24 protein-coding genes and 1 pseudogene are annotated in these 22,720 nt (G+C 66.4%); 16 read left to right on the top strand and 9 right to left on the bottom strand.

Features of this window, described 5'->3' with window-relative positions; all coding sequences use genetic code 11:
* From OVA31_RS03515 to OVA31_RS03500, 4 genes are all read left to right on the top strand, one after another.
* Positions 1–219, top strand: coding sequence for a hypothetical protein (locus OVA31_RS03515; protein WP_267629725.1), 219 nt, complete (start codon positions 1–3; stop codon positions 217–219).
* Positions 220–240: 21 nt separating this feature from the next.
* Positions 241–750: an O-acetyl-ADP-ribose deacetylase gene (locus tag OVA31_RS03510; protein ID WP_267629724.1), complete on the top strand. Its 510-nt coding sequence runs from the start codon at positions 241–243 to the stop codon at positions 748–750.
* 114 nt (positions 751–864) lie between these two features.
* On the top strand, positions 865–1,515 hold the full coding sequence (locus OVA31_RS03505; RefSeq protein WP_267629723.1) for an LpqN/LpqT family lipoprotein: 651 nt from the start codon (positions 865–867) through the stop codon (positions 1,513–1,515).
* Positions 1,516–1,531: 16 nt separating this feature from the next.
* Complete coding sequence (locus tag OVA31_RS03500; protein ID WP_267629722.1) at positions 1,532–1,822, top strand: hypothetical protein; 291 nt, start codon at positions 1,532–1,534, stop codon at positions 1,820–1,822.
* A gap of 122 nt (positions 1,823–1,944) precedes the next feature.
* Here the strand turns inward: OVA31_RS03500 and OVA31_RS03495 are convergent, their stop codons facing one another.
* Together OVA31_RS03495 and OVA31_RS03490 are read right to left on the bottom strand one after the other, a co-directional pair.
* A complete protein-coding gene (locus OVA31_RS03495) occupies positions 1,945–3,735 on the bottom strand; it encodes an MFS transporter (protein ID WP_267629721.1) in 1,791 nt (596 codons plus the stop codon).
* Positions 3,736–3,782: 47 nt separating this feature from the next.
* A complete protein-coding gene (locus tag OVA31_RS03490; RefSeq protein ID WP_267629720.1) occupies positions 3,783–4,232 on the bottom strand; it encodes a MarR family transcriptional regulator in 450 nt (149 codons plus the stop codon).
* A gap of 258 nt (positions 4,233–4,490) precedes the next feature.
* Here OVA31_RS03490 and OVA31_RS03485 point away from each other — a divergent pair, with 258 nt between their 5' ends.
* The 4 genes from OVA31_RS03485 to OVA31_RS03470 all read left to right on the top strand — a co-directional run bounded on the left by OVA31_RS03485 (position 4,491) and on the right by OVA31_RS03470 (position 8,336).
* Positions 4,491–4,760 carry a GlsB/YeaQ/YmgE family stress response membrane protein gene (locus OVA31_RS03485; RefSeq protein WP_267629719.1) on the top strand — a complete coding sequence of 90 codons (270 nt, stop codon included), beginning with the start codon at positions 4,491–4,493 and terminating at the stop codon, positions 4,758–4,760.
* A gap of 47 nt (positions 4,761–4,807) precedes the next feature.
* Positions 4,808–5,455 carry an SDR family oxidoreductase gene (locus OVA31_RS03480; RefSeq protein ID WP_267629718.1) on the top strand — a complete coding sequence of 216 codons (648 nt, stop codon included), beginning with the start codon at positions 4,808–4,810 and terminating at the stop codon, positions 5,453–5,455.
* Between the two features lie 48 nt (positions 5,456–5,503).
* Positions 5,504–6,880, top strand: a complete 1,377-nt coding sequence (locus tag OVA31_RS03475) for an FAD-binding oxidoreductase (RefSeq protein WP_267629717.1) — start codon at positions 5,504–5,506, stop codon at positions 6,878–6,880.
* Between the two features lie 100 nt (positions 6,881–6,980).
* Positions 6,981–8,336, top strand: coding sequence for an MFS transporter (locus OVA31_RS03470; protein WP_267629716.1), 1,356 nt, complete (start codon positions 6,981–6,983; stop codon positions 8,334–8,336).
* Positions 8,337–8,348: 12 nt separating this feature from the next.
* On the opposite strand, the gene OVA31_RS03465 is transcribed toward OVA31_RS03470, so the two are convergent.
* On the bottom strand, positions 8,349–8,963 hold the full coding sequence (locus OVA31_RS03465) for a cysteine hydrolase (protein ID WP_267629715.1): 615 nt from the start codon (positions 8,961–8,963) through the stop codon (positions 8,349–8,351).
* A 139-nt stretch (positions 8,964–9,102) separates the two neighbouring features.
* Between OVA31_RS03465 and malQ the strand changes: the two genes are divergently transcribed.
* Positions 9,103–11,256: a 4-alpha-glucanotransferase gene (malQ, locus tag OVA31_RS03460; RefSeq protein WP_267629714.1), complete on the top strand. Its 2,154-nt coding sequence runs from the start codon at positions 9,103–9,105 to the stop codon at positions 11,254–11,256.
* 6 nt (positions 11,257–11,262) lie between these two features.
* On the opposite strand, the pseudogene OVA31_RS03455 reads toward malQ, so the two are convergent.
* Positions 11,263–12,409 (bottom strand): annotated as a pseudogene (locus OVA31_RS03455) (MFS transporter).
* Between the two features lie 210 nt (positions 12,410–12,619).
* Here OVA31_RS03455 and OVA31_RS03450 point away from each other — a divergent pair.
* Positions 12,620–13,819 (top strand): ATP-grasp domain-containing protein, encoded by a 1,200-nt coding sequence (locus tag OVA31_RS03450; protein ID WP_267629713.1) that lies wholly within the window; start codon positions 12,620–12,622, stop codon positions 13,817–13,819.
* A gap of 21 nt (positions 13,820–13,840) precedes the next feature.
* On the opposite strand, the gene OVA31_RS03445 is transcribed toward OVA31_RS03450, so the two are convergent.
* On the bottom strand, positions 13,841–14,266 hold the full coding sequence (locus OVA31_RS03445; protein ID WP_267629712.1) for a globin domain-containing protein: 426 nt from the start codon (positions 14,264–14,266) through the stop codon (positions 13,841–13,843).
* Between the two features lie 229 nt (positions 14,267–14,495).
* Here OVA31_RS03445 and OVA31_RS03440 point away from each other — a divergent pair, with 229 nt between their 5' ends.
* Both OVA31_RS03440 and OVA31_RS03435 read left to right on the top strand, forming a co-directional pair.
* Positions 14,496–15,974: a flavin-containing monooxygenase gene (locus tag OVA31_RS03440; protein ID WP_267629711.1), complete on the top strand. Its 1,479-nt coding sequence runs from the start codon at positions 14,496–14,498 to the stop codon at positions 15,972–15,974.
* Between the two features lie 31 nt (positions 15,975–16,005).
* Positions 16,006–17,034 (top strand): zinc-binding alcohol dehydrogenase family protein, encoded by a 1,029-nt coding sequence (locus OVA31_RS03435; protein WP_267629710.1) that lies wholly within the window; start codon positions 16,006–16,008, stop codon positions 17,032–17,034.
* A 6-nt stretch (positions 17,035–17,040) separates the two neighbouring features.
* Here OVA31_RS03435 and OVA31_RS03430 read toward each other — a convergent pair whose 3' ends face one another.
* A complete protein-coding gene (locus OVA31_RS03430; protein WP_267631391.1) occupies positions 17,041–17,877 on the bottom strand; it encodes an SOS response-associated peptidase in 837 nt (278 codons plus the stop codon).
* 52 nt (positions 17,878–17,929) lie between these two features.
* Entirely contained in the window at positions 17,930–18,427 is a 498-nt protein-coding gene (locus tag OVA31_RS03425; RefSeq protein ID WP_267629709.1) for an aminoacyl-tRNA deacylase, read from the bottom strand.
* Positions 18,428–18,579: 152 nt separating this feature from the next.
* Here OVA31_RS03425 and OVA31_RS03420 point away from each other — a divergent pair, with 152 nt between their 5' ends.
* Both OVA31_RS03420 and rsrA read left to right on the top strand, forming a co-directional pair.
* On the top strand, positions 18,580–19,506 hold the full coding sequence (locus tag OVA31_RS03420) for a sigma-70 family RNA polymerase sigma factor (RefSeq protein ID WP_420714190.1): 927 nt from the start codon (positions 18,580–18,582) through the stop codon (positions 19,504–19,506).
* A 29-nt stretch (positions 19,507–19,535) separates the two neighbouring features.
* Positions 19,536–19,829 (top strand): mycothiol system anti-sigma-R factor, encoded by a 294-nt coding sequence (rsrA, locus tag OVA31_RS03415; protein WP_223309103.1) that lies wholly within the window; start codon positions 19,536–19,538, stop codon positions 19,827–19,829.
* A gap of 165 nt (positions 19,830–19,994) precedes the next feature.
* Here the strand turns inward: rsrA and OVA31_RS24740 are convergent, their stop codons facing one another.
* The gene (locus OVA31_RS24740) at positions 19,995–20,069 is read right to left on the bottom strand and encodes a 50S ribosomal protein bL37 (protein ID WP_370452957.1); all 75 of its coding nucleotides are present in this window, start codon (positions 20,067–20,069) and stop codon (positions 19,995–19,997) included.
* Positions 20,070–20,241: 172 nt separating this feature from the next.
* Here OVA31_RS24740 and OVA31_RS03410 point away from each other — a divergent pair, with 172 nt between their 5' ends.
* Both OVA31_RS03410 and OVA31_RS03405 read left to right on the top strand, forming a co-directional pair.
* Positions 20,242–20,457 carry a biotin/lipoyl-binding carrier protein gene (locus OVA31_RS03410; protein ID WP_267629708.1) on the top strand — a complete coding sequence of 72 codons (216 nt, stop codon included), beginning with the start codon at positions 20,242–20,244 and terminating at the stop codon, positions 20,455–20,457.
* A 73-nt stretch (positions 20,458–20,530) separates the two neighbouring features.
* A complete protein-coding gene (locus tag OVA31_RS03405; RefSeq protein WP_267629707.1) occupies positions 20,531–22,036 on the top strand; it encodes a sensor histidine kinase in 1,506 nt (501 codons plus the stop codon).
* 190 nt (positions 22,037–22,226) lie between these two features.
* Here OVA31_RS03405 and OVA31_RS03400 read toward each other — a convergent pair whose 3' ends face one another.
* On the bottom strand, positions 22,227–22,481 hold the full coding sequence (locus OVA31_RS03400; RefSeq protein WP_161062209.1) for a WhiB family transcriptional regulator: 255 nt from the start codon (positions 22,479–22,481) through the stop codon (positions 22,227–22,229).
* Positions 22,482–22,720 lie beyond the last annotated feature (239 nt).

The following is a 22,720-nucleotide window of genomic DNA, read 5'->3' as shown; positions in this document are numbered from 1 at the left end:
ATGACCACACCAACAACCCCCACAAACATGACCGGCAACGGACTCGGCTTCTGGAAAGTGCTCGGCATCATCGCGGTGGTGCTCCTCGCCCTCGCGATGGTCGGCCCACTTCTGAAGGGACTCTTCTGGATTGCGCTGTTCGGCCTGGCGATCTACGGCGGCTACATGCTCTACCGGTCCAAGTCGGGCAAACATCAGAACGGTTCCTCGTCGCTGTAGGCGCGCCTACAATCGGGGAACATGAGCGGTATCGACGTCGTCACCGGTGACATCACTTCGGTGCGTACCGACGTCATCGTCAACGCCGCGAACTCCTCGTTGCTCGGCGGCGGTGGCGTCGACGGTGCGATTCATCGCGCCGGCGGCCCCGCCATCCTCCGGGAATGCCGTCTGCTTCGTGAGACGACGTTGCCGTCCGGTCTCGAGGCCGGTGCCGCCGTCGCCACCACGGCCGGTGACCTGCCGGCGCGCTGGGTGATCCACACGGTCGGCCCGGTGTACTCCGACCGTGAGGACCGGTCGCAGGTGTTGCGGTCGTGCTACAGCCGCAGCCTGCGTCTGGCGGTCGCGATCGGTGCGCAATCCCTGGCCTTCCCGCTCATCTCCGGTGGTGCCTACGGATGGCCACTCGACGACGCCGTCGACCAGCAGGTTCGGGCTGTCAAAGATGCAAATTCAACTGTCGAATCCATTATGCTCGTTGCCTTTTCGGACGAGATCGCGGATCTCACACGCCGTGCGCTGAGTTGATCACCCATTGGTGGGTCCTCCTGACTATCCTCGGCTGGTGGCCGAATACTGGGTGGACGCGACGGGCGCGGATACGCGCGCCGAAGCCGCAGGTGGCAGGGTGCGTGACCGGAGGTGACCGCTGAGACCGATCACCTCGACCGCCCATCCCGGGACGAGAACCGGTTGGTGGAGCCGACGCTGCTGCGACCGTATGCGGTCGCGTACGACGCGGCGGCGCGTGCTCGTCGGATCGACCGCTCACGTGACGGCGACGAGACACCGATTCTCGAACGCCTCGAACGGATGGCGGTCACCGCCAGTCGCGTGACCGATGAGCGATCCATCCCGGGTGAGGTGCTGATCGACGTCGACCGCGACGTCTGGCGACATGCCACTGCGCCGGGATACCTCCAGCTGTTCATCGCCGACCACGGCAACGACGGAACAGTGGCGGTCGTGGTGACCCGTTTCGTCGTCGACCACGGTGCCGATGTCTCCCGCCTCATCGATCACGCCTTCGTCGAACCGCGTGCCCTGCCCGAGTGGACCGAGAACGAGGCGTCCCGAACGAAACCGGGCTTCCGGACCGAGGGCTCGTCGATGCAGACGGGCACCTACGTCGGTGACGATCAGACCTGGTATTGCGCAATTCGATACGCCGCCTACCGCCGCGGCAACGTCGCGTATCTCCTGCACGCGACCGGAACTGCGCCGGCCCGCGAGGGCGACACGTTCCGGCGGTCGATCGCATCGGCCGTCAGCTCGGTCCGCTTCGAGGACTGAGGGGGGAGACGATCAGATGGTCAAACGCTCCGATCGCGTCGACGACCTGGAGGCGGCGCTCGCCGCGACGGCGGTCTTCGTCGACGATCCCGACGACCAGGGCTGGATGACTGCACACGTCGGCCGCCAGGACCTGTTCGTGCGTATCGGCGATTTTCCCGACGAGGACCTGTGGTCGCTCTGGCTCGGCGACGGTCGGTGGATGGACTTCACCGTGGCGCCGGCCGGATGGACGCTGCGCGTGCCGGGTCGACGTTGGCCTGCCGGAGCGCGACCGCGCTTGCCGAAGAACGAGTTCCACGGCTGAGGGGCGATCGGCTCGATCCGAGACGATCGCATGCGGCTTGGCCGACGACGATCGCGACCATCGGTGCACAGGGCGGCCTGGGCACCGGCATCGCGAACGGCTCCGCGAGCTCGCTCAAGAGGTCACGACCGAAGCGGCGGCGAGAGTTCGGACGTGACCGGCTCGACGACGTCTGCGGTCGCCCCGCCGGAGGTCTCCTCGTCGATCTCCTCGAGTTCGCCGGCCTTCGACCTGCGGCCGCTGGTGAACAAAGATGCGAGCGCACCGATCACGCAACACACGATCGCGAAGGTGAAAGCGGCGCTGAGGCCGTCGGCGAACGGACTGCTGATGAGGTGGGGGAAGAAGTCCAGTCCGGTCAGCGTGTCCTGATTACCCTGCGGCAGGCTCGACAGTTGCGGGCCGAGCAGTTGTTCCACCGGGTTGTAACCGAGGAAGGCGGCGAAGAGGACGGCGACCGCCGGCAGGTGCGCGATCTGGTCGGCTTGCACCGGTGGCACCCCGTTCGCGGTGAGTCCGGCGCCCATCGTTGCCGGCAGATGAGCCGAGAGTCCGCTGATCATCAGACTGAAGAACAGTCCGATCGACAGCACCATGGCGGCGTTCTGGAAGGTCGTCATCATGCCCGATCCGGCGCCACGGGCGTCCGCGGGCAGGCTGTTCATCACCTCGGCGCGGTTCGGCGACGAGAACATACCCATGCCGACGCCGTTGAGGAACAACACGATTGCGAACGTGGGGTAGGAGAAGTCGACCGGCATCGCGATGAGCGCGGCGAATGTCCCCGCGGTGATGAGCATGCCGGTGGTGGTGAACCATTTGGTGCCCAATCGGTCCGACAGAGCGCCCGACAGCGGTGCGGTCAGCAGGAATCCGATGGTGATCGGGATCATGTAGATGGCTGACCAGAGTGGCGTCTGCTCGAAGTTGTACCCGTGCTGGGGGAGCCAGATCCCCTGGAGCCAGATGATGAGGATGAACTGCAGTCCGCCACGGCCGATCGACGACATGAGGTTGGCGATGTTGCCGAAGGTGAACGAGCGGTTGGCGAACAGGTGCAGGTTGAACAGCGGGCTCGGCACCTGTGTCTCGATGAACACGAAGGCGACCAGCATGAGGGTGCCGCCGATCAGGCACGACAGCACCATCGGGCTGGACCAGCCCATGCTGTGTCCGCCGTACGGCTGGATGCCGTAGGTGATGCCGACGAGCACGGCCACGAGCCCGACCGCGAAGGTGATGTTGCCCCACCAGTCCATCTGCGCGCGGCGGCGCACACCGGTGTCGCGCAGTTTGAGGTAGGCCCAGATGGTCCCGATGACGCCGAAGGGCACCGACACGAGGAAGACGAGGTTCCAGTGGATGGGCGCGAGGATGCCGCCCACCAACAGGCCGAGGAACGAGCCGGCGATCGCGGCGACGCCGTTGATGCCGAGCGCGAGTCCGCGCTGGTCGGCGGGAAAGGCGTCGGTGAGGATCGCCGACGAGTTCGCCATCAGAAAGGCGCCGCCGACGCCCTGGACGATGCGCCAGGCGATGAGCCAGATCGCGGCGGCGCTGCCGTCGAACCAGGTGATGGCGAGAAAGACCGACGAGACGGTGAAGATCGCGAAACCCAAGTTGTACATGCGGGCGCGACCGAACATGTCGCCGAGGCGTCCGAAGCTCACCACCAGCACGGCGGTGACCACCAGGAAGCCCATCATCATCCACAGCAGGTAGCTGGTGTTCTCGGGGAGCAACGGGTTGACGTGAATCCCGCGGAAGATGTCCGGGAGGGCGATCAGGACGATCGAGCTGTTGATGGTGGCGATCAGCATGCCCAAAGTGGTGTTGGACAGCGCGATCCATTTGTACCCGGGATCGGGACCCGGGTCGGCCGCGGCAGGAGCGGCGAGGGTGGCGGAGGTCATGGAAGTCCTTGGGGGAATTGGCGAGTCGACGGATCGGGTCGGTGAGATCAGGTCGTGCCGAGCGCCTGGGCGAGGATCATCAGCCCGCGGCTGACGGTCGATCGGTCGTCGTCGTCGAGGCGGTCGAGGGCCGCCGCGAGCACGCGCGCTCTCTCGGTCCGTGCGTTCGCGATGAGTTCCACCCCGGCCGGGGTCGGGGTGAGCAACCGTGCCCGGCCGTCGTCGGGGTCCGGAGTCCGCTCCACGAAACCCTGTTCCTCGAGTGCCGCGACGATCCGGGACATCGTCGGCGCGGTCACCGACTCACGCTCGGCGAGTTCCGACAGGCGGATGGGGGCGTGATTGATGACCGTCCACAGCGCTGCGGCGACCCCGGCAGTGAGATTGCTCTTGCCCCCTCGGGTGCGCAGCGTCCGGTTGATACGTGTGAGCTGGTGATAGAGCGTCGCGACGTCGGCGTTGCCGACGATCTCCGCACCGGAGACGGCTCGTGTCATGGCCTGATTCCTTCGCCCTGAGAGGTCGCGTGGAACACCGCGGCCAGTGGTTGTCGCTTGCCCAGCACGTTAGTTGCTTAGTGCTAAGTAAGCGAATGGTAAAGGTCTCGGTGGCCGGCGGGAGTGTCGGTGGTCTCGTCTTCGCGACGAATTCGGTGTCGTGGGTCCGCCCTGAGCGGTGCGGGCGTAGCGTCCGCCCTGTACACGCCACCGATCGCAGCGGCGACGGTGTGCCGACGCCGAAGATCTGGAGGAGCCGTGCTCGGACTGGGAATCATCGGATGGGTCATCATCGGCGGACTGGCGGGGTGGGTGGCCAGCATGATCATGAAAACCAACGCCCAACAGGGCATTCTGCTGAACATCGTGGTCGGCATCGTCGGAGGGCTGATCGGTGGGTTCATCCTCCGACTGTTCGGCGTCGACGTCGAGGGCGGCGGCCTCATCTTCAGCTTCGTGACGTGCTTGGCGGGGGCGTGCCTGCTGATCTGGCTGGTCGGCCTCGTACGGGGGCGCACCAAGGTCTGACGTCGGTAGCGTGGATCGGAGACGATCCCGATCGAGAGGAGCCCAGGATGGCCCGCGTGGCAATCATCGGAGGACACGGCAAGATCGCATTGCGCTTGGCGAAGACGTTGTCCGAGCGCGGTGACGACGTGACGTCGATCATCCGCAACGAGGCGCACGTCGACGATGTGGCGGCCACCGGCGCCACCCCCGTCGTGGCCGACGTCGAGGACCTGGACGGTGCCGGACTCGCATCCGTGCTGGCCGGTCACGACGCCGTGGTGTGGTCCGCGGGAGCGGGGGGCGGTGACCCCGACCGGACCTTCGCCGTGGATCGCGACGCGGCGATCCGGTCGATGGATGCCGCCGCGACGGCAGGCGCGAAGCGCTACGTCATGGTGTCCTATTTCGGTGCCGGACCCGATCATGGTGTTCCCGAGGACAATTCGTTCTACCCCTACGCCGAGGCCAAAGCGGCGGCCGACACGCATCTGAGGGGTTCGGGATTGGACTGGACAATTCTGGGACCGAGCCGGTTGACCGACGAGCAGGGCAGCGGTCGGATCGCCGTGGGTGGGAACCGTTCGGCGAGCAGCGAGGTCAGCCGCGACAACGTCGCGCTGGTGGCCGCCGCGGTGCTCGCTGACCCGACGACCATCAAGCGCACCATCGAGTTCGACGACGGAGACACCCCGATCGCCGACGCGCTCGCCTGAAAAGCCCGCGTTTCTGGTCGATACTCGAGAGATGACCGGGATCGACGGATGAGCCCGATACCGCTGGCCGACCTGCGTGCCGTCGTCGGCGATGCGCACGTGCTCGACGACGTCGATGCGGCCGCCGGCTACCTGACCGATTGGACCGGCCGGTGGACCGGGCGGGCCGATGCGGTAATCCGACCGCGCACCACCGAGGAGGTGGCCGCCGTCGTCGCGGTGTGCGCCGATGCCGGGATCGCGATCTGCGTGCAAGGCGGCAACACCGGTCTGGTCGGCGGGTCGGTGCCACCCGTCGGTGGGGACCCCGCCGACCGTCCTCTGGTCCTCGTGACGACAACGCGGATGACCGACATCGACGGCGTCGACACCATCGGTCGGTGCGTCGGGGCGCAGGCCGGTGCGACGATCGACGCGATCGATCGCCAGGCCGCCGAGTTCGGACTGAGGTTTCCCGTCGACCTCGCTTCCCGGGAATCGGCGACCGCAGGCGGCCTGGTCGCCACCAATGCGGGCGGAATCCGGATGATCCGGCACGGCAACACCCGCAGCCAGGTCCTCGGGGTCGAGGCTGTCCTGGCGGACGGCCAAATCCTGCGCCGGTGGACATCGCTCGTGAAAGACAATGTCGGCTACGACCTTCCGGGACTGCTCGCCGGCAGCGAGGGCACCCTCGCGGTCATCACCCGCGTGCTGTTCCGGCTCGTCGCACCACCGGGCGACACGATCGTCAGTGTGGCGGCCGTGCACCATGCCGCGGACGCGATCGACTTCCTCGGATCCTTGACCGAGCGGGGGCTGAACATCGAGGCCGCCGAGATCATGACCGAGGCGGGTATCACGCTCGTCGAGGAGTACGGACCACGACGCCCGGTTGCCGCGCGCGCACCCTTCTACGTGCTCGTCGAGACATCCGGGACGGGCGACGTCGAGGCCGTGGTGCTCGAGGCGCTGGAGAATGCGCCGGTCGCCGACGCGGTGCTCGAGCCGGGCCCGGCCCGAGCTCTGTGGGCGGCCCGGGAACAGCACACCGAGTCCATTGCGCGATCGAGTGCGACACCGGTGGTCAAACTCGATGTGTCGGTGCCGATCCGGGCGCTCCCCGAGGCTCTTGCCGAACTCCAGGCGGTGGCCGGGATGGTCGACCACGCGTGCCGCCCCATCCTCTTCGGGCACATCGGTGACGGCAACATCCATGTCAATCTGCTCGACGTCCCCGAGGACCGCGTCGAGGAGCTGACCGCACATGTGTTCGGCATCGTCGCGGCCAACGGCGGCAGCATCAGTGCCGAGCACGGGATCGGGCGTGCGAAGACCGCGTGGACCCATCTCGGCCGGGGAGAGGTCGACCGTGCGGCGATGCGTGCCGTCAAGGACGCATTCGATCCGGCAGGTCTCTTCAACCCGGGTGTCCTGTTCGGCTGAGTGTGCCGTCCGACCGCGCGGACGTCGCGGCCGGAGAGTTCTGATCACCGTGATTCGGACCCTGGGGTACGAGCCGCTGAGTCGCTAACGTACGTCGGTCATGGCCACCACCACGCTCAGCGCTCCGGACACCCGCGTCCTGGGTGACGAGACCGACGAGGAGCGCCGCAAGCGGCTCCGTACCGTCGTCGCCGCGAGTCTGCTCGGCACCACCATCGAGTGGTACGACTTCTTCCTGTACGCGACCGCGGCGAGTCTCGTGTTCAACACGGTGTTCTTCCCGGATCAGAGCTCATTCGTCGGCACCCTGCTCTCCTTCGCCACCTTCGCGGTGGGGTTCGTCGTCCGTCCGATCGGCGGGATCGTCTTCGGGCACATCGGAGATCGCATCGGGCGCAAGCGAACCCTGGCGTTGACCATGGTGCTGATGGGTGCCGCGACCGCACTGATGGGCGTGTTGCCCACCGCGGCATCGATCGGCGTGCTCGCGCCCATCCTGCTGCTCGCGCTCCGGGTGCTGCAGGGCTTCGCGCTCGGCGGAGAATGGGCGGGCGCCGTCCTGCTCGCCGTCGAGCACAGCCCACGCCGTCGTCGTGGATTGTTCGGCAGCATCCCGCAGATCGGTCTGGCACTCGGACTCGCCCTCGGGACGGCGGTCTTCGCGATCCTGCAGGTGACCCTCGACGACGATGCGTTCCTCACCTACGGGTGGCGGATCGCCTTCCTCGTCAGCGTCGTGCTCGTGGTGATCGGCTTCATCGTCCGGCTCAAGGTCGACGAGACGCCGGCGTTCGCCGAGGTGGCGGCGCTCGCCAAGAAATCGTCGGCGCCGTTGCGCGACGTCGTGTTGCCCCCGAACACGCGCAACACGGTCCTCGGCATGTTGGCGCGTTGGGGTGAGGGTTCGGCGTTCAACACCTGGGGTGTGTTCGCGATCGCCTACGCGACCAAGGAACTCGATCTCGCCGAGGTGCCGGTGCTGATCTCCGTCACGATCGCATCGGTGGTGATGGCACTGCTGCTGCCGGTGTCGGGGCTGCTGACCGACCGTTACGGACCCAAACGCATCTATCTGATCGGCATCGCGGCGTACGGGCTGGTCGTGTTCCCGGTGTTCGCCCTGTTCGGGACGAAGAGCCTGGTGTGGTTCACCGTCGCACTGGTCGTGGTCTTCGGGGTGGTGCACGCACTCTTCTACGGCGCACAGGGCACGCTCTTCGCCAGTCTGTACCCCACCGAAGTCCGCTACACCGGCCTGTCGGTGGTCTATCAGTTCTCCGGCATCTACGCCTCCGGGCTGACGCCACTGATCCTGACCGCCCTGATCGGTGCGGCCGGTGGGTCTCCATGGCTCGCCGCGGCATACCTCGCGATCACGGCGGTCATCAGCGTGATCGCCACCTCGTTGATCCGGCAACGCGATCTGCACCTGGTGACGGGGACCCGGGCACCGTGAACGAAAGTCCGATCAGAGGGCGGACAGTACCGCGGTCGACTCCACCGGTTGGGAGAACATCGGGTAATCGAAACTGATCGCGTTGTCGTGCTCGGCGACCGATGTGGCCGCAGTGCAGTCGGTCAGCGTGATCACGCGATACCCGTTCTCGTACCCCGATCGCATGGTCGATTCCACACAGCAGTTGGTGAGGAATCCACCGAGGATGATCGTGGTGATGCCTTTGCTGCGCAGGATGAAATCGAGGTTGGTGCTCGCGAATGTGTCCAGTCCGCGCTTGCCCTCGATGACGATGTCGCCGTCGGCCGGGGTGAGATCGTCGACGATCGTCGCACCCCACGAGTCCTTGACGAACGCATTGCCGTCGACGACACCTTTGAGGATCCCGTACGGATGTCGCGTGAGTTCGCCATAGCCCGGTGCGAAAGTGATCGGGGCATGCATGATCGTCACACCCGCGTCGCGGGCCTTCTCGACCAGCGCGACAGTGTTGGCGAGCATTCCGGTCTTGTCCATCACCTCGGAGACGGCATCGTGCAAGACACCGCCGTCGCTGGTGAACTCGTTCTGGAATTCGATGAGAACGAGAGCGGTGGTGGCGGGGTCGAGGGTCAGGGTGTCGGCCATGGTGTCCCTTTCGATGCGGTGGGGCTCGCCGGCGCCCACCGATTGTGGTGATGGCGATCACACTAGCGGAGCGTTTCGACGGGCGCCCGCAGAGCGGCGATGACGCGCGCTGCTGCCCGAATCCTGAGACGATGCAGGCGTGACGACCGACGATGTGGCCCGCGGGCAGCTGGCCGGACTCGCCCGGCGGTGTGGTGTGGCAACGAGCTACGTGGGCTGGGACGAGCTCGATCACGAGGTGAGCTCGGAGACGATCGTCGCGGTACTCGGTTCGCTGGGCATCGCAGCCGGTTCGGCCGACGAGATCGCCACGGCGCATGCCGCTCTCGACGACGAGCCATGGCGCATGATGCTCCCGCCCGTGACGGTGTCCACCGAGGGGTCCGGATCGACGTTTGTCGTCCATGTCCCGCACTGGAATCCCGTGCACGTGTGGATCACCACGGAAGACGGTGGTGACGCGCACCCGCCCCAGATCGATGTCTGGGTGGAGCCCCGTGAGGTTGACGAGATCCTGGTCGGCCGTGCGACATTCGAGGTCCCACGTGATCTGATGCCCGGCTATCACATGTTGCACGCGCTCGATCCCGTGTCGGAGGTGACCGCGGAGCGTCCACTGATAGTCACGCCGCGACGGTTGTCCACCGCGGCACGGCTGACCGGTCGCAAGCGGTGGGGGCTGGCGGTCCAGCTCTATTCGACGAGATCGGCCAGATCGTGGGGAGTGGGTGACTTCGCCGATCTCGCCCAGATCTGCGAAGTGGCGGCGAGCAGTTACGGCGCGGACTTCGTGCAGGTCAATCCGTTGCACGCCGCGCAGCCGCACGCGCCCATCGAGGCGTCGCCCTACCTGCCGGTGACCCGTCGATTCGTCAACCCGCTCTACATCCGCGTGACCGACATCCCCGAGCTGTCGGATCTGGACAAGAGCGCACGCAAGAAGCTGCGCGCGCTTCGGCGGGATTTTCTCGATGACAACCTGAATCCACTGAAAATCAAGCGCAACAAGTCCTTCCGCGCCAAGTTGGCGGCCCTCGAGCTGATCCATCGACAACCGCTGGATGAGGACCGGGCGGCCGAGTACCGCGCGTTCCGCACACGGGAGGGCAAGGGGCTACGCAGGTTCGCGACCTGGTGCGCATTGACCGAGCGATACGCGCCGGATGATCCGAGATGGTCCGATCAACTGCAGGACAAGGCCTTTGTCAAACGACAACGTCGTCGCCTGGCGGACCGGGTCGAGTTCTACACGTGGCTCCAGTGGATCTGCGACCAGCAGCTGGCCGGCGCGCAGCAGGCAGCACGCTCGGCGGGGATGGACATCGGGATCATCGCCGATCTGGCAGTCGGGGTGGCCCGGCACGGTGCCGACGTCTGGATGCTCGGCGACGTCCTGGCGAGCGGAGCCACGGTCGGCGCGCCTCCGGACGGCTTCAATCAGCAGGGCCAGGGCTGGGATCAGCCGCCGTGGCATCCCCGGCGGTTGGCCGAGGCAGGCTATGCGCCCTATCGGGACATGCTCCGGACCGTTCTTCGGCATGCCGGAGGGCTGCGCGTCGACCACATCCTCGGGTTGTTCCGACTGTGGTGGATTCCGGATGGCATGGGACCGGCCGACGGCACCTATGTCCACTACGACCACGATGCCCTCATCGGCATCCTCGCATTGGAGGCCGAGCGTGCCGACGCCGTGGTGATCGGCGAAGATCTCGGAGTCTTCGAGCGCCATGTCCAGGATGCGCTGGCGCAGAGAGGAATTCTCGGTACATCTATCCTCTGGTTCGAACACGGCCCCGACGGTGCCATCCCTCCGGAAGAGTATCGACAGCTCTGCCTGACGTCCGTGACCACGCACGATCTACCGCCGACCGTCGGCTATCTCGCCGGGGATCACATCGAATTGCGTTCCCGGCTGGGTCTGTTGGAGACCGGCGAGGAAGCCGAACGGGCGCGCGACGAGCGTGAGCGCGACGCCGTGCTGGCGATGGCGCGCGATCGTGGGCTGCTGCCGGACGGGATTCCGCTCACGGACCAGCGAACGGTCGAGGCGCTCTACCGCCTCATCGCGGCCACTCCGTCGGCACTCCTGGGTGTCGCACTCGTCGACGCGGTGGGGGAGCGGCGCATCCAGAACCAGCCCGGCACCGGGTCGGCGCAGTATCCGAACTGGTGTATTCCGCTCGCCGACGATCACGGCGATCCGGTGCTCGTGGAGGATCTCGCAGGCAACGCCCGTTTCGCGCGTCTCGTCGCGGCGCTGAGCGACGCAGGAGTCGGCTCCGGCGACCTGTGATGTCGGCTAGGTCGCGGGGCCGTCGTCGGTGCGCCGGGACCGGGCGACCGCGGCCACGGTCAGAACGAGCGCCAGCAGCGCCAGCACGGCGACCGCGACGTTGAACACCACGCCAGATGTCCGCAATCCCCAGTGTGAGGCTGCGATTCCCTCGCCGACGATAGGAATCGAGATGGCGACGTAGGCGACCACGAAGTACGTCGAGGTGACCTCTGCGCGCCGGTCGGCCGGGCTGGCCGCGACCACGGCAGCGAGGCCTTTGCTGAACGAGAGTCCCTGTCCGACACCGCAGACGACGGCCCCGGTGATCAGTGCGGCGAGCGATGACGCGAGCAGGCCGACGATCAGGACCAGGGTGCCGGCCACCAGGATCGCGCAGCCCCGCGACCAGTGCACGCTCGGTGGGATAGCCGCGTCCGGCGATCTGGGTGACCGCCGACGACAAGAAGAGCACCGCGACGACGGCGCCGGCGACCGCATGGCTGTCGATGCCGAGGATGTGCGAGATGAACGACGGCGTCACACCGGTGAAGGTGCCCATCACGGCGAATCCCGCGATTGCCGCGATCGACGCGCGGAGAAACACCCCGCGCACCTCTGGCGGCACCGACAGCCGTTGCACCGAGAGCCGCGCTCCCGGTTTGACCTCGACGGGCTCGGTGATCAGCCAGATCCCGACCAGGACCGGCACGAGGAGCACGAGGTCGATGGCGAACGGCAGATGCAGCGGCGCGGGCGCGAACTGGGCGAGGAATCCGGCGATCAGCGGCCCGAGCCCCAGCCCGCCGATGTTGGCAGCGGTCGCGATCGCGGGCGCGCGCTGCCGCCATCCCGGTGGTGCCAGCTCGATCACGGCGGCGGTTGCCGCGCCGGCATAGATGCCCGCGGAGAGTCCGGACAGGACGCGTCCGATCATGAGCTGCCAGACGGGGCCTGCGGTTATGAACACGATTGCGCTGGCGACCGAGAACAGCGCCCCGGCGACCAGGAGTGGCCGGCGACCCACCACGTCGGACCAGCGTCCGAAGACGATCAGCGCGGCGATCACACCCGCCGCGTAGATCGCGAAGATGACGGTCGTGGTCGTCACCCCGAAACCGAGTTCGCCGGAGTAGATGGCGTAGAGGGGAGTGGGCAGCGTGGTCCCGAGCATGACCACGGCGAACGCGAAGACCACGGACACGAATGCGCGTAGACCCGCGGCGTCCCGTGGTGCGTCGCCGTGCGATCTCGGGTGTCCGTGGCGCATACCCCTACCCAGCATCATCACCTCGGACACTATTCCTCATCACGAGTGCGTTCGCCGGGGCCGAGGATTCGCGTCCGCCCGGCGTCGTGACACAGGGTTGGATACGGTCGGTCGATGGACGGTCCCGCCGCGTCAGTCGAACGTGTCCTCGCCACCACGTCCCGGATGCCCTTCGCCGTCGACGAGATCCACAAACTCGGAGTCACCGGCCACGAGGTCACCGCTGCCGACACCTTCTCGGCATCGCCGGGCAGTCACTCGCGCGGTGCCCACCGGCATGTCGAGGTTCCCGCCCCGACGCAGCACACGGAGGAATTCCTCGCGGCGGTCATCGACACACTGGACAGATTCGAGATCACCTGGCTCCTGCCGATGTTCGAGGAGGTGTTCTACCTTGCCGCGCATCGTGATCGCCTCGCGGCGGGCAGGCCGGACCTGGAGCTGTTCTTCCCCTCGTTCGACGTCTTGGCGAGGGTGCACGACAAGGTCTCGTTCGCAGGTCTGTGCCGGGACCTGGGACTGCCCGTGGCGGAATCGATCACGGCCACGTCGGCCCGCGAACTGCGTGCGGCCGTCCGGCGGTGGGATGCGTGGTTCGCCCGGGCGGCGTTCGGGCGTGGTGGCCTGGACGTGATCACCAATTCCGGTCCGCTCGCCGGTGAGACCGACCTCGACGAGATCCATCCGACCCCCGAGGACCCGTGGCTGGTGCAGGAGTACCTGAAGGGCGTCGATCGCTGCAGTTGGAGTGTGGTCCACCACGGCGAGGTGGTCCTGCACTCGTGTTACGAACACCCGCTCGCGATCGACAACCGCGGCGGCATCGTGTTCGAGTCGGTCGAGTCACCCGAATCGCTCGCCACGGCGCAGACCGTGGCACGAGCGCTCAACTGGCACGGGCAGCTCAGCTTCGACTATCTGATGACCGGCGACGGTGTACACCACATGGTCGAATGCAACCCCCGTCCGACGGCGGGCTGCACCGTCGCGACCGCCGAGGAGTTCGCCACCGCGCTGTTCGACCCCGCCGGTCTCGTCGTCGTTCCGCCCGGCCGCAAGAAGATGATCACCGCTGCGGTGCTCCGCGATGTCCTGAAGCATCCGGGTCACCTGCACACCGACCTCGTGGCGGCTCGCGGCGCCACCGGCGTGTACGACCAGAAGGGCGATCGCCTGCCGCTGTTGTACTCGGCGCTGTCCCTTCAGCACGTGCTGCACTACCGCAGGGAACTCGGCATCGATCGCAACACCCGTGAGCAACTGATGGCGACACAATTCTTCGATGTGTCGTGGGACGGCTCGGCGATCGTCTGAGTCCCGCACGCCCGGATTCGGTCACGCGGCGCCGGACGCGGCCTCGTTCTCGGCCGGGTAGCCGGCGAGCATCAACGATGCGACGGCGGTGAGTGCTTCGCCCCACCCCTCGGTCATCTCAGTGGTCCACCGTTCGCCCCCGATCTCGGCCATCGCGGCGATCATGCACTCGGCGACCGCGCCATACATCGCCTCGGTGACGCCCATCCCGGCATGTCGTCGACCGAGAGCGCCGAGATTGGCCGACAGCCACGCCGTGTCGTCGAGGTGATCGACGACCGAGACGATCGCGGTCCGCAGCATGGCCGCCTGCTGCCGGGTCTCCCGACTGAACATCGGCTCGACCTCGGGGTAGCGGGCGAAAAGGATGTCGTAGAACCGAACGGTGAGCCCGTCGTCGGGGAGATCGACGAGCGAGAGGCTGTGCTCGAGAAGTGTCTTGTCCATGCACAACGATTGTGGGTACAGAGCGTTACCAGGCAATTACCGAGGCGACAAACGTGGTGACAGCCCTGGTAAAGGAAATCTCACACGCCGGGCGGCGAGCGGTGAGGTCGGGTGTGACCGGCGGATCGCGGGTGGCGACCCTGGCCACAGAGCGAATGGGAGGTTAGTGTGTCTCGAGTAACAGTAACTCTGGGGACGACGTCCCTCTGACGTCACACGGGAGTGGGACATGCGGCCAGATCATGACGTGGTGATCGTCGGTGCGGGGTTCGGTGGCATGGGTGCCGCAATCGAGCTGAAGCGGCTCGGCCTCGACGACATCGCCATTCTCGAACGAGAGGACGATCTCGGCGGGACGTGGCACGTCAACCACTACCCGGGCCTCGCGGTCGACATCGCATCGGTGACCTATTGCTATTCGTTCGAGCCCAATCCGTACTGGTCGCGGCTGTTCGCCCCGGGTGTCGAGCTCAAACGGTATGCCGAGCACGTCGCCGACAAGTACGACCTCAAGCGGCACATGGAGTTCGGCATGGTCGTCCGGACGGCGGAATGGGATGATGCTGATCAGGTCTGGCGGGTGACCACCGGGAGCGGCGTGCGTACCTGCCGTTATTTCGTCACCGCGACCGGGTTCCTGTCACAGCCCCATACGCCGGACTTTCCCGGGATCGACTCCTTCGCGGGCACCATCATCCACACCACCGCGTGGGATGACGGCCACGAGTTCGCCGGTGAGCGTGCTGCGATCATCGGCACCGGCGCGACCGCGGTCCAGCTCATCCCCGAGATCGCCGAGAGCGCAGCTGAGTTGACCGTCTTCCAGCGGACGCCCATCTGGGTGGTGCCCAAGCTCGATTTCGCGATCCCGCCCGGTGTGCAGAAGATCTTCGCCAGGGTGCCGTTCACCCAACGGATCGCGCGAATGGTCAACACCTCCCTGCTCGAGGCGCTCATGGTGTTCGGGGTGCTGCACTTCAAACAGGCCAAACCCGGCAATCGCCTCGCGGCGCTGATCGCCAAGGCGCACCTGCGCGCTCAGGTGCGCGATCGCGCGACCCGGCGGTCGCTGACGCCGTCCTACGATTTCGGCTGCAAGCGTCCGACGTTCTCCAACACGTACTTCCGCACCTTCAACAAGCCCAACGTCTCATTGCAGACGAGTTCGATCGAGCGCGTCGAACCCGACGGGATCGTGACCGCCGACGGCGAGAAGGTCATCGTCGACACGCTCGTGCTCGCCACCGGCTTCAATCTGTGGGACGTCAACTTCCCGGCTTTCCAGATCATCGGCCGGGACGGGAAAGACCTCGGGAAGTGGTGGCGGGACAACCGTTTTCAGGCCTATGAGGGGATCACCGTCCCGGCGTTCCCGAACCTGTTGTCGCTCAACAGCCCCTATTCCTATAGTGGCCTGTCGTACTTCACGACCATCGAAGGTCAGATGAAGCACATGCGCCGGCTGTTCGGTGAGTTGCGACGCCGCGGCCGAACGACCTTCGAGGTCACCGCGGACGCGAACGACAGGTTCCTCGCGGAGGTCACCGACAACCTGCAGTCGTCGGTGTTCTACAACGGCAACTGCGCGTCGGCACGCAGCTACTACTTCAATCAGCACGGTGAGGCCGCGCTGCTGCGCCCCAACTCGACCCTCAGCACCCTGCGCCAGATGGAACGTTTCCCCCTCGACGCCTACCGGTACAGCTGAGCATCGGCCCAGATCGTCCTATCCTGACCACATGCACGCGTGGGCGGTAACCCGGCCGGGACCGATCGACGAACACCCGTTGCGGTTGGTGGAGAAGCCGACACCCGACCCGGCTGCGGGCGAGCTCGTGGTCGGGGTACTCGCGTGTGGGGTCTGCCGCACCGATCTGCATGTCGCCGAAGGCGATCTCCCGGTTCATCGGGAGCAGGTAACACCCGGTCACGAAGTGGTCGGGGAGGTTGTCGCACTCGGTGCGGACACCACGGGATTCGCGGTCGGCGATCGCGTGGGGGTGGCGTTGCTGCGCAGCACCGACGGCACGTGCGCCTACTGTCGACGCGGCGCCGAGAACCTATGTCCCGCCTCGTCGTATACGGGTTGGGATGCCGACGGTGGATACGCGGAGTACACGACGGTACCGGCGGGGTTCGCCTACCGGATCCCGGAGGGCATCGACAGCGTCGCCGCGGCACCCCTGTTGTGCGCGGGCATCATCGGGTATCGGGCGCTGAAGCGGGCCGGGCCGGTCGCCGGATCGGACGACACCACGTTCACGGTGCCGCCGAGACTCGGGCTCTACGGTTTCGGTGCGAGCGCTCATCTGTGTGCCCAGCTCGCCGTCGCTCTGGGCGCACGCGTGCATGTCATGACGCGGGCCGCGCCTGCACGGGAACTCGCGCTCGCCCTGGGTGCGGCGTCGGCAGGCGACGCGGCCGACGGTCCACCCGAGCCGCTGGACGCGGCGATCACCTTCGCGCCCGTCGGCGAACTGGTCCCGGTCGCGATGCGGGCACTCGATCGCGGTGGAGTCCTCGCCATCGCCGGCATCCACCTGTCCGATGTCCCGGTTTTGAACTACGAGCGGGAATTGTTCTACGAGAAAGAGATCCGATCAGTGACCGCCAATACTCGTGAGGACGGCCACGAGTTCCTGCGACTGGCGGCGCGACACGGCATCACCTCCACCACCCATGCCTATCCGCTGTCGGAAGCAGATCACGCGCTGAGCGACCTCGAGGCCGGACGATTCGACGGCGCGGCCGTCCTGGTTCCGGACTGAGCGGCCTCACACGGGTTCGAGGAGCTCCGGCCCATTGTTGGCGACCCGGTTGACCAGCGGTGCGACCTCACGGATCTCGATGGCGTCCGCGATCTCCTCGGTCGGTGGCGCGAAGAAGTCCTCGGGTGCGGTGTGGTCGGGGTCGAGCCACTGATCCCACTGCGCGAACGGCATGATCAGCGGCATCCGGTCGTGTACGTCGCGGAGCTGACCGACCGCATCGGTGGTGAGGATCGAACAGCTCAGCAGCGGAGGCTCGTCCTTCGACGCGCCCTTCGGGCGCCACACCGACCACAGGCCTGCCATGAACAACCGGGTGCCGTCGTGCGGGGACATGAAGAACGGCACCTTCGTCGGCTTGCCCTTGGCGTCCGCCGGGCCCTTCTTCCACTCGTACCAGCCGTCCATCGGGACCAGGCATCGCTTGGATTTGACCGACGTGCGGAACGAGCTCTTCTCGGCGGCGCTCTCCGCACGGGCGTTGAACAGGAGCGGACCCTTGCCGACCTCCTTCGCCCAGGGCGGCACCAGACCCCAGCGCATCGCGCGGATGCGCAGGGCCGGGTGGTCGTCCGGATCCTCGGGGGAGTGACGTTTCACCACGGTCATCACAGTGCTGGTCGGGGCTACGTTGTAGTTCGGGCCGGGCGCCCGCCGAGCGGTCCTGTCGGTATCGGTCGGCTCGCTGTCGGCAGACTCCGCGGCGACCGGTTCGGCTGTGGACGAATCCTCGGCGCGACCTGAGCCGCTGCCCGGGTCCAAGGGGACCGGGACCTCGTTGATCGCGTCGATCTCCGCGGCGAGCTTCGCCGGGTCGGTGGTCACCGCATAACGTCCGCACATGGTCTCCATGCTGTCACGCGATCGGAGACGATGTGCTCGCGTCCGCGCGGCGTCAGGTCGCGACGTCGGCCACGACGGCACCGATGACGGAGATCAGGTCCGCCGGCGCCAGCGACACCTCCAGACCACGTCGCCCGGCGCTGCAGAAGACCTCCGGCCAGTCGAGCGCCGTCCGGTCCACCACGGTGGGCAGCACGGTCCGCTGACCTATCGGTGAGACCCCGCCGAGGACGTAACCGGTCGCGCGGGTCACCGATTTCTCGTCGGCCATCCGTGCCTTGGTCCCACCCGAGGTCGCCTCCGCCAATGCGGTGGCGGCCGCTTTGAGCGACAGACGCCGTGGCACCGGGACGACTGCCACGGCGAGTGTGCCGGCGATGTCGATGACCAGCGTCTTGAAGATCTGATTCGCGTGGACGCCGAGACTGTCACCGAGAGCGGCGACGGCTTCGTCGCCGTAGGAGTCGCTGCGCGGATCGTGCGGGTATCGGTGTACGGCGTGGTCGATGCCGGCGCGTTCGAGCGCCGTCACGGCCGGAGTCGCTGCCATTCGATCGCCTCCTTCCTGGTCGGGACCGAAACGCATCGGTCGTTCTGGAACATTTGTCGCGGTTCGTCTGTTGACAGGGTTGGCGATGAGGGCGAGAGCCGTGTCGTCGCCACCACTGCACTTCTCCCGACTCCGAAGGAAGGTCGATCAGCCTGATGACCACCGGCTTGCTCGCACCCACTCCAGCGGTTCACGACAGGTTCTCCGAGGCCGTCGACCCGCGCGGCCTCGCGACCGCGAAGGCATCGGTAAGCTTGACCGACAGCGGAAAGATCGCGCCGGCGTCCCGCAAGGTCACGCCGGCTGCGGACATCATCTCCGCGCATGCCGTCACCGAAGGGATCGTAGTGGTCGAACCCGATTCACAGGATCAGCCGCCCCAGGACATCGACCGGGCAGAGCCGGCCCAGGCGAAAGCGTCCGAGTCGGCATCGCAGTCCGCCGGTGCCGGGTCACAGGCTCCGCGCCGCGCCGATCCGGGCGAGTCGCCCGAGGCCATCACCGAGCGTTTCGAGCGCGACGCGTTGCCGCTGCTCGACCAGATGTACGGCGCGGCCCTTCGGATGACGCGCAATCCGGCCGATGCCGAGGACCTGGTCCAGGAGACGTACGTCAAGGCGTTCTCGGCCTTCTCCTCGTTTCGCGAGGGCACCAACCTGAAGGCCTGGCTGTACCGGATCCTCACCAACACCTACATCAACGGCTATCGCAAGAAGCAGCGGCAGCCCGCGCAGTACCCGACTGACGAGATCACCGACTGGCAGCTCGCCGCCACTGCCGAGCACACCTCGACCGGCTTGCGGTCGGCCGAGATCGAAGCGCTCGACGCCCTGCCGGACGACGACATCAAGGCGGCGCTGCAGGAATTGCCCGAGGACTTCCGCATGGCGGTGTACTACGCCGACGTGGAGGGTCTGCCGTACAAGGAGATCGCCCAGATCATGGACACGCCGATCGGCACCGTCATGTCGCGCTTGCATCGCGGACGCCGTCAACTGCGCGAGCTGCTCGCCGACGTGGCTCGCGAACGTGGATTCAATCGATCCGCCCAGACCTCGGAGAGCGGGGCGGCGCGATGAGCGGCACACCTCGTCCCGAGGAGTCACGGATGGGCTCCGATGACATCGATCCGGAGTTTCTGCAGCTCGATTGCTCGGCGGTGATCGCCGATGTGTGGTTGCTGCTCGACAACGAGTGCGATTCGGACGCGCGATCGCGCCTGCAGGGGCATCTGGACAGCTGCCCGTCGTGTTTCGCCCATTACGGCATCGAGCAGCAGCTCAAGACCTTGATCAACCGCAAATGCGGTGGTGAACACGCACCCGAGGGGCTGCGTGACCGGTTGCGGATCGAGATCCGCAAGACCGTCATCGTTCGGGAGACCGGCGGCTCGGCCGACTGACCCGGTCTCGACGACCCCCCAGAGACGTCGAGAGCATCCAACTGCCAGAGAGTCGTGCTCTCGAAGCGGGTGGATGCTCTCGATGTTTTCTGGGCGCTGTGTCGACGTGAAGTGGTCGGCAGGCGCCCGGACGTTGTGCTCGTACTCGGCTGAGTCGTGCTCGACTCAGGAGTTGGGACGCTTGCCGTGGTTGGCAGCGTTCTTCTTCCGAGCGCGCTTCTTGCGTCCGCGCTTACCCATGACGGATCTCCTTCGTGCTGTGTGCGTCCTCGATTGTCCCATGTCCGGGGTCCGTGGTCCCAATCGCATCGTTCCGGGCGCCGCAGGGGCCTGGTGCGCAGCTCGTCGAGAAGCCGTCGAGAGGTACCCGGACCCCGTCGTGGGGCCATCGGAAGTGGGCTAGGTTATGTGCATGGCTGAAGACGTCGTTGCAGAGATCGTGGCTAGCGTGCTGGAGGTGCGGGCGACCGCAGGTCAACAGGTCGACGTCGGCGACACGCTTTTCCTGCTCGAATCGATGAAGATGGAGATCCCTGTCCTCGCAGAGGAATCCGGCACGATCGCGGACATCAAGGTCAAGGTCGGTGACGTCATCCAGGCCGGCGACACCATCGCGGTCTACGAGTAGTCCGTCCTCGGTGCCACTGAACCCTCCATCGCCGACGCCGCTGCGATCGCAGCCCCGCTGAGCCGATCACGTCATGTCCACCCTTGCCGACCTTCTCGCCGAGCACACCACGTTGTCGGATGCCGCGGCCGCGCATCTGCAGCGTCTGGTCGCCGAATGGCAGCTGCTCGCCGATCTGTCGTTCGCCGACTTCCTGATGTCGGTGCGTACCGAGAACGGCGACATCGTCACGGTGGCCCAGTGCCGGCCCAACACGGCCTCGACCGTCTTCCCGAGCGACGAGGTGGGACGTATCGCGGACCCCACGGTCAACCGGCAGCTCGAACGTGCGTTCTCCGCCGACCGGGTGTTGCGTGACGAGGATCCGAAATGGCTGGGTGCGGTGGCGATCAGGCGTGAGGCCGTGCCGGTCGGATTCACCGACGCCGATGGTGTGATCGCCGTGCTGACCCGTGCCATCGATCTGACCCATCCGCGTCTGCCCTCGCCGCTGGAACTCGCGTATCAGGATTCGGCCAACGACCTGTGCCAGATGGTCGCCGACGGCTCGTTTCCGCACGTGGAGGGCAATCCGCGAGGCCTGTCCACACCGCGTGCGGGCGACGGCTTCGTCCGGGTGGACGAGAAGGGCATGGTCGTCTACGCAAGTCCCAACGCGTTGTCCGCGTTCCACCGGATGGGGTGGACGACCGAGCTCACCCAGACCCGGCTGTCCGAAGTCGCCGCGTCGTTGCTGACCGACCCGTTCGAATCCGAGGACGTCGCGGTGATGATCGATGAGGCAGTCGGCACCGCCGCACCGCCCGCCGGACCGTACCGCGACGTCGGGATGCGGATGGAAGCGGACGCACGGCGCGCGACGGCATTGCTCAGGGCCGTTCCCCTGCGCCCGCGCGGTGCCAGCACCGGGGCGGTGGTGCTGATCCGTGACGTCACCGAGGTGAAGCGCCGCGACCTGGCACTGATCAGCAAGGACGCCACCATCCGGGAGATCCACCACCGGGTGAAGAACAATCTGCAGTCGGTCTCGGCGCTGCTGCGACTACAAGCCCGCCGCACCACCAACCCTGAGGCCCGCGGCGCTCTCACGGAGGCGGTCCGCCGGGTGGCATCGATCGCCCTCGTCCACGAACTGCTGTCGGGGAGCGTCGACGAGGAGGTCGACCTCGACGAGGTGGTCGATCGGCTGGTCCCCATCCTGGTGGACGTAGCGTCCGGGGATGCCACGGTTCGGGTCACCCACCGCGATCGACTCGGCGTGCTCACCGCCGAACTGGCGATGCCGCTGGTGATGGTGCTGACCGAGTTGATCCAGAACGCCATCGAGCACGGGTTCACCGGGCAGACGGGCGACAGCGAGATCGAGGTGGTCGCCGACCGTGATGTCCGAGAATTGCGGATCGCGGTGCGTGACAACGGTTCCGGACTCCCTGAGGGATTCGAGGTGGCGACGTCCGACCGACTCGGATTGCAGATCGTGCAGACCCTGGTGTCGATCGAATTGGGTGGCACCCTCACGATGGGCCCGAACCCGATGGTCCGGGGTACCGAGGTGAACATCGTCGTTCCGTTGCGTTAGCCGTGCGCGACAACCGATTGCAGGATCGTCTAGCCGAATTGTCGGGTACCGGTTCGGGTTACGACAAAACAGGCACGGAAACGACGTTTGCTCAACAGGTCAGGTTGACGGCAACGGTCCACACAACGAAAGAAACCCGGCCTCGGCCGGGTTTCTTTCATGGCCGCTCACGCGGCTCGGGGTCATGCTCTCAGACGCTGCTGCGCGTCCGGGTACGTGCGGTGCGCCGCTTGAGCGCACGCCGCTCATCTTCGCTCATGCCTCCCCAGACGCCTGCATCCTGGCCGGATTCCAGGGCCCACGAAAGGCATTCGGCCGTGACGGGGCACCGGGCGCAGACGAGCTTCGCATCAGCGATCTGTGCGATGGCCGGGCCACTGGTTCCCACTGGGAAGAACAGTTCCGGATCTTCGTCGCGACAGATTGCGTTGTGACGCCAGTCCATTCCTTCTCCTTCAGGTGCGTTTTGCGCACCACTCGACAACTCCCATGTCTGGTTTGTTGTGGCTGTAACCGCTAGTTCACGCGGACCCACCAAATGTTTCCGCACTGTTGCTTGTGAATACTTTCACGAATCCAGGCGAAGTCAATGGTGTTCCGTTAACACGTGTGCAATATCACTGTGGTGACCACCCCGATTTCCTGGGGGTGCTTGCACTCGTTGTGCACCGATGGACTAGTCTA

This window comes from Gordonia sp. SL306, assembly GCF_026625785.1.
Classification (GTDB): Bacteria; Actinomycetota; Actinomycetes; order Mycobacteriales; family Mycobacteriaceae; genus Gordonia.
Note: the sequence above shows the minus strand (reverse complement) of the source record. Positions and strands in the feature narration are given on the sequence as shown.